This is a genomic window from Ramlibacter rhizophilus (assembly GCF_004681965.1).
GTDB lineage: Bacteria > Pseudomonadota > Gammaproteobacteria > Burkholderiales > Burkholderiaceae_C > Ramlibacter > Ramlibacter rhizophilus.
Map to the genome: position 1 here is coordinate 677,474 of NZ_SMLL01000003.1, position 15,345 is coordinate 692,818.

The window sequence follows — 15,345 nt, forward strand, 5'->3', positions numbered from 1 at the left end:
CCGAGTCCCGAGAAGAGGAATCCCACCATGACCACCATCGCCGAGATCAGGAAGACCACCGAGACCAAGATGGACCAGTCCATCGCGGCCTTCAAGAACAACCTCACCAAGATCCGAACCGGGCGCGCGAATCCGGCTCTGCTGGACACGGTGCAGGTGGACTACTACGGCAGCCTCATGCCGATCAGCCAGGTGGCCAACGTGGCGCTGCTCGACGCGCGCACCATCAGCGTGCAGCCCTGGGAGAAGGGCATGGGCCCCAAGATCGAGAAGGCCATCCGCGACAGCGACCTGGGCCTGAACCCGGCCTCCATGGGCGATCTGATCCGCGTGCCCATGCCGCCCATGAGCGAGGAGCGCCGCAAGGAGATGACCAAGCTGGTCCGCCATGAAGGCGAGAACGCCAAGATCGCCATCCGCAACCTGCGCCGCGACGCCAACGAGCACGTCAAGAAGCTGGTCAAGGACAAGCTCGCCTCCGAGGACGACCAGAAGCGTTCCGAGGCCGACGTCCAGAAGGTGACCGACAAGCACATCGCCGAGATCGACGCGATGGTCGCCTCGAAGGAACAAGAGATCATGGCGGTCTGATGGCAGCCACGCGCCGTGCCGCGGTGGCGGCCAAGCCGCCCTCGGGCTCCAGCAGCACCGTTCCGCACCATGTGGCCATCGTCATGGATGGCAACGGCCGCTGGGCCACGCGGCGTTTCCTGCCGCGCGTGGCCGGCCACAAGGTCGGCGTCGATGCCCTGCGCGCCTGCGTGCGGCACTGCGGCGACATCGGCGTCAAGGTGCTCACGGTCTTCGCCTTCTCGTCCGAGAACTGGAGCCGCCCGCCCGAAGAGGTGTCGGGCCTGATGGAGCTGCTGGCCCTGGCGCTTTCGCGCGAGGTGCCGCAGCTGCGCGCCGAGGGCGTTCGCATCCACTTCGTGGGTGACCGCAACAGCCTCGCGCCCAAGGTGCGGGCCGGGCTGGCTCAGGCCGAGGCGGCCACGGCGGCCAACACACGCCTCATCTTCAACATCTGCTTCAACTACGGCGGCCGCTGGGACATCGTGCAGGCCGCGGCGCGGCTGGCCGCCGAAGGGCGAGCCGTCACGGAAGAGGCCCTGTCGGGCGCCATGGCCCTGGCCCACGTGCCGGACCCGGACCTCGTGATCCGCACCGGGGGCGAGCAGCGCATCAGCAACTTCCTGCTCTGGCAGTCGGCCTACTCGGAGTTCTACTTCAGCAAGAAGCTGTGGCCGGAGTTCGGCCCGGCCGAGCTCGACGCCGCCATCGCGGACTACAACGGCCGCGAACGCCGCTTCGGCAAGACCTCCGAGCAGATCGAACCCAAGGCGACGCGCAAGGCGGCGTGACGCAGCAGCCGCCGTCCATGCTCAAACAGCGCGTCATCACCGCCGTCGTCCTGCTCGCGATCCTGCTGCCGGCGCTGTTCTGGCCCGCGCCTGGTCCGCTGCAGCTCGTCCTGCTCGTCCTCGTGGCCGCCGGCGCCTGGGAATGGGGGCGGCTCAACGGCTTGTCGCAGCCGGCATCGATCGGCCTCGGGCTGGCCTGCCTGCTGCTGTGCAGCCTGGCCTGGTGGGCCGGATGGCCGCAGGGCGTGCCCCCCGGGCTCTGGCTCGGCGCCGGCCTGGTCTGGGTGCTTGGAGGCGCCTTCCTCCTGCAGCGCGGCGTTGCGGGCTGGCCGCGGCTTCCCAGGGCATTGCGCGTGGCCGGCGGTCTGGTCGCGCTCAGCCTGGCCTGGCTTGCCGCCGCGCAGGCGCGCGAGCTCGGCATCAATTTCCTGCTCTCGGTGCTGGTTCTGGTCTGGGTCGCCGACATCGCCGCCTATGCGGCGGGCAAGACCTTCGGCCTGAAGTTCACCCGCAGCCGGCTCGCGCCCGCCATCAGCCCCGGCAAGAGCTGGGAAGGCGTGTGGGGCGGCATGCTGGGGGTGCTGCTGCTGGCGCTGGCATGGGTGCTGATCGATGCATCCGGCCGCGGCGCCACGTCCAGCCTCTACAGCGTGCTCGCGGATCGCTCCTGGGTGTTGCTGGTGCTGGGCAGCCTCTTTCTCGCCGCCATGAGCGTGGTGGGCGACCTGGTCGAATCGCTGGTCAAGCGCAGCGCCGGCGCCAAGGATTCCAGCGGCCTGCTGCCCGGGCACGGTGGCGTGCTCGACCGCATCGACGCCTTGCTGCCCACCCTGCCGCTGGCCATGATGCTGGCAACGCTGTCGTACTGATGAAACCTCAACGCATCACCGTGCTGGGCTCGACCGGCTCGATCGGCACCAGCACGCTCGACGTCATCGCCCGGCATCCCGGGCGCTTCGAGGTCTTCGCGTTGAGCGCGGCGCGCCAGGTCGATCTGCTGCTGGAACAGTGCGCGCGCTTGCGGCCCGCCTTCGCCGTCATGGCCGATGCGGGCGCTGCGCGCAGGCTGGCGGAGCGCCTCGAAGCCGAGCGCCTGCCCACGCGGGTTCTGGAGGGGCCCGACGCCCTGGAGCGCATCGCCGCGCACGAGCAGGTTGATGTGGTGATGGCGGCCATCGTGGGCGCGGCCGGGCTCGCTCCCTGCCTGGCCGCGGCGCGCGCTGGCAAGCGCCTGCTGCTGGCCAACAAGGAGGCGCTGGTGGTCGGTGGCGACTTCTTCCTCGACGCCGTTCGCGCCGGCGGCGCCCGCCTGCTGCCCATCGACAGCGAGCACTCGGCCATCTTCCAGTCGCTGCCCGAGGACCCGGCGAGCTGGGACGAGCAGGTGGACAAGATCATCCTCACCGCCTCGGGCGGGCCCTTCCGCACCTGGGAGCCGGCGCGCCTGCGCGAGGTCACGCCGCAGCAGGCCTGCGCCCATCCCAACTGGGTCATGGGCCGCAAGATCTCGGTGGACTCCGCCACCATGATGAACAAGGCCCTGGAGGTGATCGAGGCGCACTACCTCTTCGGCCTGCCGCCCGAGCGCCTGGACGTGGTGATCCACCCGCAGAGCGTCATCCACTCGATGGTGCAGTACCGCGACACCTCCGTGGTGGCGCAGCTGGGCACGCCCGACATGCGCGTGCCCATCGCCTATGGCCTGGCCTGGCCGCAGCGCATCGCCTCCGGTGCGCAGGCGCTGGACTTCTCGCGCCTGGCCGACATGAGCTTCGAGGCCCTGGACAGCCGCGGCCACCGCGAGCGCTTTCCCGGGCTGCAGCTGGCCTGGGAGTGCCTGCGCGCGCAGCCTGGCAGCACGGCGGTCCTCAACGCGGCCAACGAGGTCGCGGTCGCCGCCTTCCTGGACGAGCGGATCCGCTTCGACCAGATCCATTCGGTGAATCTGGCAACTTTGTCGGCGGTTCAGGTCTCCAAGCCGCAGGACCTGACCGACCTGCTTGCCCTCGACGCGCGGGCGCGCGCCCAGGCTGAGGAATCGATCGCCTGCCTGACCTGAGAAAGACACCGCCACCATGCTGACCGTCATCGCCTTCATCGTCGCCCTGGGATTGCTGATCGCGGTGCACGAGTGGGGCCACTACCGCGTCGCCGTCGCCTGCGGGGTCAAGGTGCTGAAATTCTCGGTCGGCTTCGGCCACCCGATCCTGCGCTGGAAGCCGCGGCGGCAGCGGCCGGGCCAGGACACCGAGTTCGTGGTCGGGGCCATTCCGCTGGGCGGCTTCGTGAAGATGCTGGACGAGCGCGAGGCGCCCGTCGATCCGGCCGAGCGCCACCTGGCCTTCAACACCCAGCCGCTCAAGTCCCGCGCCGCCATCGTGGCCGCGGGGCCGCTGGCCAACCTGCTGCTGGCCGTGCTGCTGTATTCGCTGGTGGCCTGGTGGGGCACCGAGGAGCCCACGCCGGTGGTCGCCAGCCCGGTCGCCGGCTCGCTGGCCGAGCGCGCGGGCCTGGAAGGCGGCGAGCGCGTCGTGGCAGCGGGCTTCGGCGAGGGCGAGCTGGAACCGGTGGAGTCCTTCGAAAGCCTGCGCTGGCTGCTCACGCGTGGCGCGCTGGACGGCCGTGACCTGCGTCTGGCGGTGCGCCAAGGCGAGGGCGCCTCCGCACGCGAGTTGACGCTGCCCTTGTCCACGCTCGGTGCGGCCGATGCGGACCCGACGCTCTTTCGCCGCATCGGCATCCTCGGACCCTGGACCCGCCCCGTGCTCGGCGAGCTGGTGCCGGAGGGCGCGGCCGCCCGCGCCGGCTTGAAGCCCGGCGACGTGGTGCTCTCCGCCGGCGGGCAGGCCATCGTCGACGGGCAGCAGCTGCGTGAATGGATCCGCGGTCAGCTGCGCGGCGGCGAGCCGGTCGCGAGCGACTGGCGCATCGTGCGCGAGGGCCGCGAGGTGACGGTGCAGGTCACGCCCGAGCGCGTGGCCGGGCCCGAGGGCCCGATTGCCCGCATCGGCGCCTACGTGGGAGCCGCGCCCGAGATGGTCACCGTGCGGCGCGGTCCGGTCGAAGGCCTGTGGGGTGGCGTGGTGCGCACCTGGGAGGTGTCGGCGCTCACGCTCAAGATGATGGGTCGCATGGTGATCGGCGAGGCCTCGCTCAAGAACCTGAGCGGGCCGCTGACCATCGCCGACTACGCGGGCAAGTCCGCAAGCCTGGGACTGTCGCAGTACCTCGTGTTCCTGGCCCTCATCAGCGTGAGCCTGGGCGTGCTGAACCTGCTGCCGCTACCGGTCTTGGATGGCGGACACCTGATGTATTATCTTTGGGAGGTCGTGACGGGCAGGGGTGTGTCGGACGCCTGGATGGAGCGCTTGCAGCGCGGGGGTGTGGCGGTCCTGCTGGTCATGATGTCGATTGCGTTGTTCAACGATGTGACGCGCCTCTTCGGATAACAACACACCTGGCCGGACCCGCCGCGAAGCGCCTCCACGCTGGCGCGGCCCTTCAGAATCCATGAAGCAACATTTCAGGCGCTTTCGCGCGCGTACGTTGGCGAGCGTGATGGCGCTGGCATTCGCGGCCTCCACCTGGGCGGTCGAGCCCTTCACCCTCGGGGACATCCGCGTCGAAGGCCTGCAGCGGGTCGAGCCCGGCACGGTCTTCGCATCGCTGCCGTTCCGGGTCGGCGAGGAGTACACGGACGAGAAGGGCACCGCCGCCATCCGGGCGCTGTTCGCACTCGGCCTGTTCAAGGACGTGCGGCTCGAGGTGGCCGGCAATGTGCTGGTCGTGGCCGTGGAGGAGCGGCCCACCGTGGCCAACGTCGATTTCGTCGGCGCGCGCGAATTCGACAAGGAAGCCCTCACCAAGGCGCTGCGCGAGATCGGCCTGGCCGAAGGCCGCCCCTATGACCAGGCTTTGGCCGACCGGGCCGAGCAGGAACTCAAGCGCCAGTACATCAGCCGCAGCCTCTATGGCGCGGAGGTGGTGACCACCGTCACGCCCATCGAGCGCAACCGGGTCAACCTCACCTTCACCGTCACCGAAGGCGAGACGGCGCGCATCAAGGACATCCGCATCGTCGGCAACGACGCCTTCAGCGACGCCACGCTGCTCGGCCTGTTCGAGATCGACACCGGCGGCTTCCTCAGCTGGTACACCAAGTCCGACCGCTACTCGCGCGTCAAGCTCAATGCGTCGCTGGAGGCGCTTCGCTCCTACTACCTGCAGCGCGGCTTCCTGGAGTTCCGCATCGACAGCACGCAGGTCGCGATGTCGCCGGACAAGCAGGACATCACCATCACGGTCAACGTCACCGAGGGCGACCGCTTCGTGGTCAGCGGCGTGACGCTGGAGGGCAACTACCTCGGCAAGGAAGACGAGTTCAAGTCGCTGGTGACCATCCGCCCGGGCGAGCCCTACAACGCGGACCAGGTCGCGGCCACCATCAAGGCCATGACCGACTACTTCGGCAACTTCGGCTACGCCTTCGCGCAGGTCGAGGCCCGTCCGGAGATCGACCGGGCCAGCAACCGCGTGCAGCTGTCGCTGGTGGCCGAGCCCTCGCGCCGCGCCTACGTGCGGCGCATCAACATCTCGGGCAACGTGCGCACGCGTGACGAGGTGATCCGCCGCGAGTTCCGCCAGCTCGAATCGAGCTGGTACGACGCCGACCGCATCCGCCGCTCGCGCGACCGCGTGGACCGCCTCGGGTTCTTCCGCGACGTGAACATCGAGACCGTGGAAGTCCCCGGCGCGCCGGACCAGGTGGACCTGAACGTCGGCGTGGTCGAGAAGCCCACCGGCAGCCTGCAGCTCTCGGCCGGCTTCTCCAGCGCGGAGAAGCTCGGCCTGGGTTTCACCGTGCGCCAGGAGAACGCGTTCGGCTCGGGCAACTACCTGAGCCTGGACCTGAACACCAGCAAGTACAACCGCACGCTGGCCCTGACCACCATCGATCCGTACTTCACCCAGGACGGCATCTCGCGCACGCTGGAGGCCTACTACCGGCGCTCGCGCCCCTACGAGGACCAGGGCGGCAACTACTCGCTGGCCACCATGGGCGGCGCCATCCGCTTCGGCGTGCCCTTCAGCGAACTGGATACCGTGTTCTTCGGCGCCGGCGTCGAGAGCACCGAAATCCGTCCGGGCACGAACATCCCCGCCGCCTACCTGGCCTATGCGGAGCGCTTCGGTTACCGCAGCACCGCGCTGCCCCTGACGCTGTCCTGGACGCGCGACGACCGCGACAGCGCGCTGGTGCCCACCAGCGGCCGGCTGCAGCGGCTCACCGGTGAACTCGCCGCGGCGGCTGACGCGCGTTACTGGCGCGGCAACTACCAGGTGCAGCAGTACTTCGCGCTGGGCAAGCAGTACACCCTGGCCTTCAACGGCGAACTCGGCTGGGGTCAGGGACTGGGCGATCGCCCCTTCCCCGTGTTCAAGAACTTCTACGCGGGCGGCCTGGGTTCGGTGCGCGGCTTCGACCAGGGCACGCTGGGTCCGCGCGACGTGACCGGATCGTCCATCGGCGGCCCGAAGAAAGTGGTCTTCAACGCCGAACTGCTCACGCCCTTCCCCGGTGCCGGCAACGACCGCACCTTGCGCCTCTACGGCTTCACCGACGTGGGCAACGTCTTTGGCGAGGACGAGCGTCCCGCCTTCGGCGACCTGCGGGCCTCCGCGGGCGTCGGCCTGGCCTGGCTCTCACCGCTGGGCCCGCTGCGCCTGGCCTATGCCGTGCCGTTCAAGAAAGAGGCCGGCGATAGAATCCAGAAAATCCAATTCCAGATCGGGACCTCCTTCTAATGTCATATCTGACTCGCCAGTGGTACGCCTGCCTGCTCGGGCTGGCCGTGCTGTCCGCGCCGGTCGCCGCGCAGGAATTCCGCGTCGGCTTCGTCAACACGGACCGCATCTTCCGCGAGGCGAACACCGCCAAGGCCGCGCAAACCAAGCTGGAGCAGGAATTCTCGCGGCGCGAAAAGGAGCTGGCCGAACTCGGCAATGCGCTCAAGACCGCCTCGGAGCGTTTCGAACGCGAAGCGCCGACGCTGCCCGAAACGCAGCGCATGTCCCGCCAGCGGCAACTCGTGGAACAGGACCGCGACTTCCAGCGCAAGCGCCGTGAATTCCAGGAAGACCTCAACGCGCGCAAGAACGAGGAACTGCAGCAGGTCCTGGACCGGGCCAACCGCGTGGTGCGCCAGGTCGCCGAACAGGAAAAGTACGACCTCATCCTGCAGGAAGCCGTGTACATCAATCCCAAGCACGACATCACCGAGAAGGTGATCAAGGCGCTCAACGCGAGCAAGTGACGTGGGCCTCGCTCTGGGCGAGCTCGTCGCAGAGCTCGGCGGCGAACTGCATGGCGACCCCGCTCGCCTCATCGAGGGCCTGGCTCCGCTGGAGTCCGCCCAGTCGGGCCAGCTGAGCTTCCTGAGCAATCCGCGCTACCAGCCGCAGCTGGCCGTTTCGCAGGCGGGCTGCGTCATCGTTGCGCCGGCCCTGCGTGAGGCCGCGCTGGCGCGTGGCGCCGCGATCGTCGCGGATGACCCCTACCTCTATTTCGCGCGCGTCACGCAGCTGTGGAAGCGGCGCGTGCTGCAGCGGGGCTTCGTGCCCGGCATCCACCCCAGCGCCGTCGTCGATCCAGAGGCCTTCGTCGATCCGAGCGCGCGCATCGGCCCCTTGTGCGTGGTCGAGCGGGGCGCGCGCATTGGCGCCTTCACGGAGCTGAAGTCCCGCGTCACGGTGAGCGAGGGCTGCACCATCGGCGAGCGATGCATCCTGCACCCGGGCGTGGTGATCGGCGCCGACGGCTTCGGCATCGCGCCGCACCAGGGTGCCTGGGAGAAGATCGAGCAGCTCGGCGCCGTGCGCATCGGCAACGACGTGGAGATCGGCGCCAACACCTGCATCGACCGGGGCGCGCTGGCCGACACCGTCATCGAAGACGGCGTCAAGCTCGACAACCTGATCCAGATCGGCCACAACGTGCGCATCGGCCGCCACACCGCCATGGCCGGCTGCGCCGCGGTCGCGGGCAGCGCCACCATCGGCGAGCACTGCACCATCGGTGGCCGCGCGGGCATCCTGGGCCACCTCAGCATCGCCGACCACGTGCACATCTCGGCCACCTCGCTGGTCACGCGCTCCATTCACAAGCCGGGCCACTACACCGGCATCTTCCCGCTCGACGAGAACGCCGCCTGGGAGAAGAACGCGGCCACGCTGCGTCAGCTCCACGGACTGCGCGAACGCGTCAAGGCCCTCGAGAAAAAATCCTCATGATGGACATCCACCAGATCCTCAAGCTCCTGCCGCACCGCTACCCCATCCTGCTGGTGGACCGGGTGGTCGAGCTGGAAAAGGGCCAGCGCATCCGCGCGATCAAGAACGTCTCCATCAATGAACCGTTCTTCACGGGGCACTTCCCGCACCGGCCGGTCATGCCCGGCGTGCTCATGCTCGAAGCCATGGCCCAGGCCGCCGCGCTGCTGTCCTTCGCGACCCAGGGCGTCACGCCGGACGACAAGACCATCTACTACTTCGCCGGCATCGACGCGGCGCGCTTCAAGCGGCCGGTGGAGCCGGGCGACCAGCTCGTGATGGACGTGACGCTGGAGCGCGCCAAGGCCGGCATCTTCAAGTTCAAGGGCATCACGCGCGTGGGCGAGGAGGTCGCCTGCGAGGCCGAGCTCATGTGCACCATGCGGCGCATCGATTCCTGAGGGCCGGTCCATGGAAGGCCCGCAGATCCATCCGAGCGCCATCGTCGCCGAGGGCGCCCGCATCGACCCCACGGCCAGCATCGGGCCGTACACCGTCATCGGCCCACACGTGAGCATCGGCGCCGGAACCACCGTGGGGCCGCACTGCGTGATCGAGGGCCACACCACCATCGGCCGCGACAACCGCATCTTCCAGTTCGCCTCCCTCGGCGCGATTCCGCAGGACAAGAAGTACGCAGGCGAGCCCTGCGAGCTGGTGATCGGCGACCGCAACACCATCCGCGAGTTCTGCACCTTCAACATCGGCTCGCCCGCGGGCGGCGGCATCACGCGCGTGGGCAACGACAACTGGCTCATGGCCTACGTGCACCTGGCGCACGACTGCATCGTGGGCGACCACACCATCTTCGCCAACAACTCGCAGCTGGCCGGGCATGTCGAGGTGGGCGACTGGGTGATCCTGGGTGGTTTCACGGTGGTGCACCAGTTCGTGCGCATCGGTGCGCACGCCATGACGGCCATGTGCTCGCTGCTCTTTGCCGACCAGCCGCCCTTCGTCATGAGCCAGGGGCAGCCGGCGCAGGCCCGCTCCATGAACTTCGAGGGGCTGCGCCGCCGCGGCTTCGGTCCGGTGCGCGTCTCGGCCGTCAAGGCCATGCACAAGGCCTTGTACCGCGACGGCCTGACCCTGGAGCAGGCACAGGCGCGCATCCGCGGCATCGCCACCACCACGCCCGAGGCCTCGCCCGACGTGGACCTCATGCTCGGCTTCCTGGCCGGCGTGTCGGCGCAGCGCGGCATCGTGCGATGAGCCTGTGCGCGGCCCTGGTCGCCGGTGAGGTCTCCGGCGACCTGCTGGCCGGCCTGCTGCTGGGCGGCATGAAGCAGCGCTGGCCCGAACTGCGAAGCTGGGGGATCGGCGGTCCGCACATGGCGGCGCAGGGGTTCCGGGCCGACTGGCCCTACGAGAAGCTCGCCGTGCGCGGCTACGTGGAAGTGCTGCGGCACTACCGCGAGATCGTCGGCATCCGCCGTGCGCTCAAGGCGCGCCTGCTGGCGCAGCGGCCCGACCTCTTCATCGGCGTCGATGCGCCCGACTTCAACCTCGACCTGGAAGCCGACCTGCGCGCGCAGGGCGTGAAGACGGTCCACTTCGTCTGTCCCTCGGTCTGGGCCTGGCGCGCCGGCCGCATGGCCAAGATCCGCCGCAGCGTCGACCACATGCTGTGCCTCTTTCCCTTCGAGCCGGCGCTGCTGCAGGCCGAGGGCATCGCGGGGACGTTCGTCGGGCACCCCCTGGCGGGCGTCATCCCGCAGCAGCCCGATCGCGCCGCCGCTCGCCGCCGCCTCGGCCTCGCGGAAGACGCCGAGGTGCTGGCCGTGCTGCCCGGAAGCCGCAGCTCCGAGATCCGCTACCTGGCCGAGGTGTTCTTCGCGGCGGCGGCGCGCGTCGCGCGCGCACGACCCGGCCTTGGCGTGGTGGTGCCGGCGGTGCCGCGCCTGCGTGCCGAGATCGAGGCGGCCGCTCGCCGCGCCGGCCTGGCCGAGGGCCTGAAGATCGTCGAGGGGCGCTCGCACGAGGTGCTGGCCGCCTGCGACCTGACCCTCATCGCCAGCGGCACCGCCACGCTGGAGGCGGCCCTTTTCAAGCGGCCCATGGTGATCGCCTACCGCATGAACGCGATCAGCTGGCAGATCATGCGACGGCAGGCGCTGCAGCCCTGGGTGGGCCTGCCCAACATCCTGCTTCGCGAGATGGCCGTGCCCGAGCTGCTGCAGCACGAAGCCTCGCCCGAGCGACTCGCGCGCGCCCTCTTGGACTGGCTCGACGCGCCTGACAGAATGGCGGCCGTCCAGACGAAATTCGACGCCCTGCACCACGCGCTGCGGCGTGACACACCCCAACTCGCCGCCGATGCCATCCAGCAAGTCCTCCAGGCCTGAGCCCCCCGCGCGCGCCGCGCGGAGGCCCGCCCGCAGCCGTGTGCAGGCGCGCCTGGACTGGGACCCCATCGGCCTGGTCTGCGGCGTCGACGAAGCCGGACGCGGCCCGCTCGCCGGCCCCGTCGTGGCAGCCGCGGTCATCCTCGACGACAGCAAGCGCATCCGCGGCCTGGCGGACTCCAAGGTGCTCACGCCCTTGCAACGCGAGCGCCTGTACGACCAGATCCGCGAGAAAGCGCTGTGCTGCTCGGTGGCCGAAGCCAGCGTGGCGGAGATCGACACGCTCAACATCCTGCACGCCACGATGCTCGCCATGAAGCGGGCCGTCGAAGGCCTGCGCCTGAAACCCGCCAAGGTGCTGGTGGACGGCAACCGCCTGCCGCAGATCGACGTGCTGGCCGAGGCCATCGTCGATGGCGACGCGCTGGTCAAGTCCATCTCGGCGGCGTCCATCATCGCCAAGGTCCACCGCGACCGGCTCTGCGCCCAGCTGCACGAGGAGTTCCCGCACTACGGCTTCGCCTCGCACAAGGGCTACAGCACGCGCGAGCACCTGCAGGCCCTGCGCGAGCACGGCGCCTGCCGGCATCACCGGCGCTTCTTCGCGCCGGTGGCCGCGGCCCTGGCCGGCGAGCTGCACGCCATCGATCGCTTCGAGCGCAGCGACCCGGACCGGCTGGCTGCGTGAACCCGGCGCGCATCGACCTCATCCAGTCACGCGACAACGCCTGGCTCAAGCAGCTGCGGCGCATCGCGCAGGACGCGAATGCCTACCGGCGCGCGGGGCAGGTCTGGCTGGAGGGCGAGCACCTGTGCCGGGCCGCCCTGGCGCGTGGCGTCCAGCCCGAGACCGCCGTCTTCGCGGAGAGCGCATGGGCGCGCGAGGCGGGCCAGTGGGCGCTCGGGGCCGCCCGCATCGTGGTCCTGCCCGATCCGCTCTTCGCCGGCATCAGCGGGCTGGAATCGCCCGCGTCCATCGGCTTCGTGCTGCCACTGGCGCCCCATCCGGCCATCGATCCGCAGGCGCCCTCGGTGGTGCTGGACCGCCTGCAGGACGCCGGCAACGTCGGCGCCATCCTGCGCTGCGCGTCGGCCTTCGGCTTCGGCCAGGTGATCGCGCTCAAGGGCACCGCTGCCCTCTGGTCGCCCAAGGTGCTGCGCGCGGGCATGGGCGCGCACTTCGGGCTGAGCCTGGTGGATGCGGCGGACCCGCAGGCCCTGGACGCTTTGGGCGTTCCGCTGCTCGTGACCAGCTCGCACCGCGGCCAGTTCCTGCACGAAGCCCAGGCCCGGCTGCCCTGGCCCTGCGCCTGGGTGTTCGGCCACGAAGGGCAGGGCGTCTCGGCCGCGCTGGAGGTGCGCGCGGCGGCGGCCGTGCGCATCGTGCAGCCCGGTGGAGAGGAGTCGCTCAACGTGGCGACGGCCGCCGCGATCTGCCTGCACGCGAGCGCCGCCGGGCGCGCGATCGCCGGCTGAATCTTCTCGGGACGATCAGGGTGGTTTTCCCCAAGTCGTTGATTGTTATCGACTTTGTGCCATAGAATCTTCTCGACAATCTTCTCAAGGAGGCTGTCGTGGAAGCACATGCGGACCTGAGCAAGCTGCGCCTCGCCTTGGCGCGGTGGGTGCCCGCGTCCGCCGGCGCCCTGGCGCAGGCCCTGCAGGTCAGCGTTCCCACCGTCCACCGCATGCTGCAGGCCTTGCCAGCCGGCGAGCTGCACACGGCGGGCAAGGCGCGCCGCACGCGCTACGGCTTGAAGCGTGCGCTCCGGGGCGGGCAGGGCGAATGGCCCGTGTATGCCATCGACGCCGCAGGGCAGGCGCACGAGGCCGGGCGGCTGGTCCTGCTCCGACCGGACCGCAGCTGGCTCGACCTGAAACCCAGTGGCTGGCCCGTGCCCGACGAGGCACGCGGCGGCTGGTGGCCCGGCCTGCCGTATCCGGTCCTGGACATGCGCCCGCAGGGCTACATGGGTCGGCTGTTCGCGCGCGCCGAGCATGAGCAGCTCGGCGTCGCGCCCGACCCGCGCGCATGGACGGATGACGACGTGCTTCACGTCCTGCTGCAGCGGGGCAGCGACGCCAGCGGCAACCTCGTCATCGGCGATGTGGCCTTTCGCGCCTGGCAGCGCAGCCGGCGGGACGCCGCGCCGCCGCTGGAAGCTGGCCAGACGGCGCAGGCCTATGCCCGCCTGGCCGAGCAGGCGGTCACCGTCGGCGTGCCCGGATCGAGCGCGGCGGGCGAGTTCCCGAAGTTCGCCGCGCGCCGCCTCGCACCTGAAGGCAGGGACAGCGACACGCCCCACGTGCTGGTGAAGTTCTCGGGCGCCGACGACTCGCCCGCCGTGCGGAGATGGTCCGACCTCCTGGTCTGCGAGCACCTGGCCCTGGCGCACATGCGCGCGCTGCCGGGCGTGCTGGCGGCGCGCAGCCGCATCCTCGCGCACGCCGGCCGCACCTTCCTGGAGGTCGAGCGTTTCGATCGCCACGGCGAGTTCGGTCGCAGCCCGCTCGCGACGCTGGACAGCCTCAACGCGGCCCTGATCGGCATGCACGTGAGCGACTGGAGCGCCGTCGCGCGACACCTGGCGGCCGAGCACCTGATCGCGGGCGAGGACGTGCTGCGCCTGCAGCGCCTCTGGTGGTTCGGCCGCCTGATCGCCAACACCGACATGCACGCCGGCAACCTGAGCTTCCGCCCCCACGCGGGTCGGCTCGAACTGGCACCCGCCTACGACATGCTGCCCATGCTGCAGGCGCCGCTGCCCGGTGGCGAGGCGCCCACGCGGGAATTCGATCCGCCGCTGCCCCTGCCGGGCGAGCGCACGGCCTGGCACGAGGCCTGCCGGGTCGCCCTGGATTTCTGGGAAGCCGCCGCGCAGGACACCCGGATCAGCGCGCCGTTCCGTACGGAATGCGAGCGCGCCGCCTCCGCCTTGCGCCGCGCCTCCAGCGTGGCGTGACGAGCTTTCCGGCGGCAGCGCCGATGAGGCCCAAGGCTATAATCGGCGGCTTTCCCGCAAATCCGTACGCCTAGCGCAGCCCCCGCCAATCCCTGAACAAAAGCGGCTTCGAGCCCACGCTCTTTCGAGCGGCTCGACGCGCGTTTGGGCGTACCCGTCAATCATTCGGAGAACCCAGTGCTTTTGTCTCAACAGGCCTCGCAGCCTTCCGCCATCCTGGCGCTCGCGGACGGCACGGTCTTTGTTGGCAATTCGATCGGAGCCACCGGCTCCACCACCGGCGAAGTCGTCTTCAACACCTCGCTCACCGGTTACCAGGAAATCCTCACCGACCCCAGCTACGCGCGGCAGATCGTGACGCTCACGTACCCGCACATCGGCAACTACGGAGTCAACGAGGAGGACGTCGAAGCCGCCAAGGTCCATGCCGCGGGCCTCATCATCCGCGACCTGCCGCTCATCGCCTCCAACTTCCGCGAGACGCTCACGCTGTCTGCGTACCTGCAGCGCGAAGGCACCGTGGGCATCAGCGACATCGACACCCGCAAGCTCACGCGCATCCTGCGCGAAAAGGGGGCGCAGAACGGCTGCATCCTGGCGCTTCCGGCCGGCCAGGAGGTCACTCCCGCGCACCTCGAGGAGGCCGTCGCCCAGGCCCGGCAGGCGCCGGCCATGAACGGCCAGGACCTCGCCAAGGTCGTCTCCGCCACCCGGCCCTACGAGTGGACCGAGACCGAGTGGCAGCTCGGAAGCGGCTACGGCAAGCTGGAGAACCCCCGCTACCACGTGGTCGCCTTCGACTACGGCGTCAAGAAGAACATCCTGCGCATGCTGGCCGAGCGCGGCTGCAAGGTGACCGTGGTGCCCGCGCAGACGTCCGCCGCGGAGGTGCGCAAGCTCAGCCCGGACGGTGTCTTCCTCTCCAACGGTCCCGGTGACCCGGAACCCTGCGACTACGCCATCGAAGCCACGCGCGAGCTGATCGAGGACGGCTACCCCACCTTCGGCATCTGCCTGGGCCACCAGCTCATGGCGCTCGCCTCGGGCGCCAGGACCTTCAAGATGAAGTTCGGCCACCACGGGGCCAACCACCCGGTCAAGGACCTGGACAACGGCCGCGTTTCCATCACCAGCCAGAACCACGGCTTCGCGGTGGACGAGAAGACGCTGCCCGCCAATGTCCGCCCCACGCACGTGAGCCTCTTCGACGGCACCCTGCAGGGGCTGGCCCGCACCGACAAGCCCGCCTTCTGCTTCCAGGGCCACCCCGAAGCCTCGCCGGGCCCCCATGACATCGGCTACCTGTTCGACAAGTTCACGGGCCTGATGGACCAAGCCAAGAAATAA

General features: G+C 69.8%; 15 protein-coding genes. All 15 read left to right on the forward strand.

All coding sequences use genetic code 11. From position 1 onward, the window contains the following. The first annotated feature begins 27 nt into the window (after positions 1–27). On the forward strand, positions 28–591 hold the full coding sequence (frr, locus tag EZ242_RS09590) for a ribosome recycling factor (protein ID WP_135284909.1): 564 nt from the start codon (positions 28–30) through the stop codon (positions 589–591). Further along, positions 591–1,361 (forward strand): polyprenyl diphosphate synthase, encoded by a 771-nt coding sequence (gene uppS / locus EZ242_RS09595; RefSeq protein WP_135284910.1) that lies wholly within the window; start codon positions 591–593, stop codon positions 1,359–1,361. Before frr ends, uppS begins: the two co-directional genes overlap by 1 nt. Positions 1,362–1,378: 17 nt before the next feature. Beyond that, on the forward strand, positions 1,379–2,230 hold the full coding sequence (locus EZ242_RS09600; protein WP_135284911.1) for a phosphatidate cytidylyltransferase: 852 nt from the start codon (positions 1,379–1,381) through the stop codon (positions 2,228–2,230). After that, positions 2,230–3,420, forward strand: coding sequence for a 1-deoxy-D-xylulose-5-phosphate reductoisomerase (gene ispC, locus EZ242_RS09605; protein ID WP_135284912.1), 1,191 nt, complete (start codon positions 2,230–2,232; stop codon positions 3,418–3,420). The genes EZ242_RS09600 and ispC overlap by 1 nt, the downstream gene beginning before the upstream one ends. 16 nt (positions 3,421–3,436) lie before the next feature. Next, a complete protein-coding gene (rseP, locus tag EZ242_RS09610; protein ID WP_135284913.1) occupies positions 3,437–4,810 on the forward strand; it encodes an RIP metalloprotease RseP in 1,374 nt (457 codons plus the stop codon). Positions 4,811–4,871: 61 nt separating this feature from the next. Beyond that, a complete protein-coding gene (gene bamA, locus EZ242_RS09615) occupies positions 4,872–7,166 on the forward strand; it encodes an outer membrane protein assembly factor BamA (protein WP_135284914.1) in 2,295 nt (764 codons plus the stop codon). Further along, positions 7,166–7,675 carry an OmpH/Skp family outer membrane protein gene (locus tag EZ242_RS09620; RefSeq protein WP_135284915.1) on the forward strand — a complete coding sequence of 170 codons (510 nt, stop codon included), beginning with the start codon at positions 7,166–7,168 and terminating at the stop codon, positions 7,673–7,675. Before bamA ends, EZ242_RS09620 begins: the two co-directional genes overlap by 1 nt. 1 nt (position 7,676) lies before the next feature. Further along, entirely contained in the window at positions 7,677–8,651 is a 975-nt protein-coding gene (lpxD, locus tag EZ242_RS09625; RefSeq protein WP_135284916.1) for a UDP-3-O-(3-hydroxymyristoyl)glucosamine N-acyltransferase, read from the forward strand. Next, entirely contained in the window at positions 8,648–9,091 is a 444-nt protein-coding gene (fabZ, locus tag EZ242_RS09630) for a 3-hydroxyacyl-ACP dehydratase FabZ (RefSeq protein WP_135284917.1), read from the forward strand. Before lpxD ends, fabZ begins: the two co-directional genes overlap by 4 nt. Positions 9,092–9,101: 10 nt before the next feature. After that, a complete protein-coding gene (gene lpxA / locus EZ242_RS09635; protein WP_135284918.1) occupies positions 9,102–9,902 on the forward strand; it encodes an acyl-ACP--UDP-N-acetylglucosamine O-acyltransferase in 801 nt (266 codons plus the stop codon). Next, positions 9,899–11,035: a lipid-A-disaccharide synthase gene (gene lpxB / locus EZ242_RS09640; protein WP_135284919.1), complete on the forward strand. Its 1,137-nt coding sequence runs from the start codon at positions 9,899–9,901 to the stop codon at positions 11,033–11,035. Before lpxA ends, lpxB begins: the two co-directional genes overlap by 4 nt. Then, positions 11,007–11,723 carry a ribonuclease HII gene (gene rnhB, locus EZ242_RS09645; RefSeq protein WP_135284920.1) on the forward strand — a complete coding sequence of 239 codons (717 nt, stop codon included), beginning with the start codon at positions 11,007–11,009 and terminating at the stop codon, positions 11,721–11,723. The genes lpxB and rnhB overlap by 29 nt, the downstream gene beginning before the upstream one ends. Further along, a complete protein-coding gene (locus EZ242_RS09650) occupies positions 11,720–12,511 on the forward strand; it encodes a TrmH family RNA methyltransferase (protein ID WP_135284921.1) in 792 nt (263 codons plus the stop codon). Before rnhB ends, EZ242_RS09650 begins: the two co-directional genes overlap by 4 nt. A gap of 98 nt (positions 12,512–12,609) precedes the next feature. Beyond that, complete coding sequence (gene yjjJ / locus EZ242_RS09655; protein ID WP_135284922.1) at positions 12,610–13,998, forward strand: type II toxin-antitoxin system HipA family toxin YjjJ; 1,389 nt, start codon at positions 12,610–12,612, stop codon at positions 13,996–13,998. Between the two features lie 177 nt (positions 13,999–14,175). Continuing rightward, complete coding sequence (gene carA, locus EZ242_RS09660) at positions 14,176–15,345, forward strand: glutamine-hydrolyzing carbamoyl-phosphate synthase small subunit (protein WP_135284923.1); 1,170 nt, start codon at positions 14,176–14,178, stop codon at positions 15,343–15,345.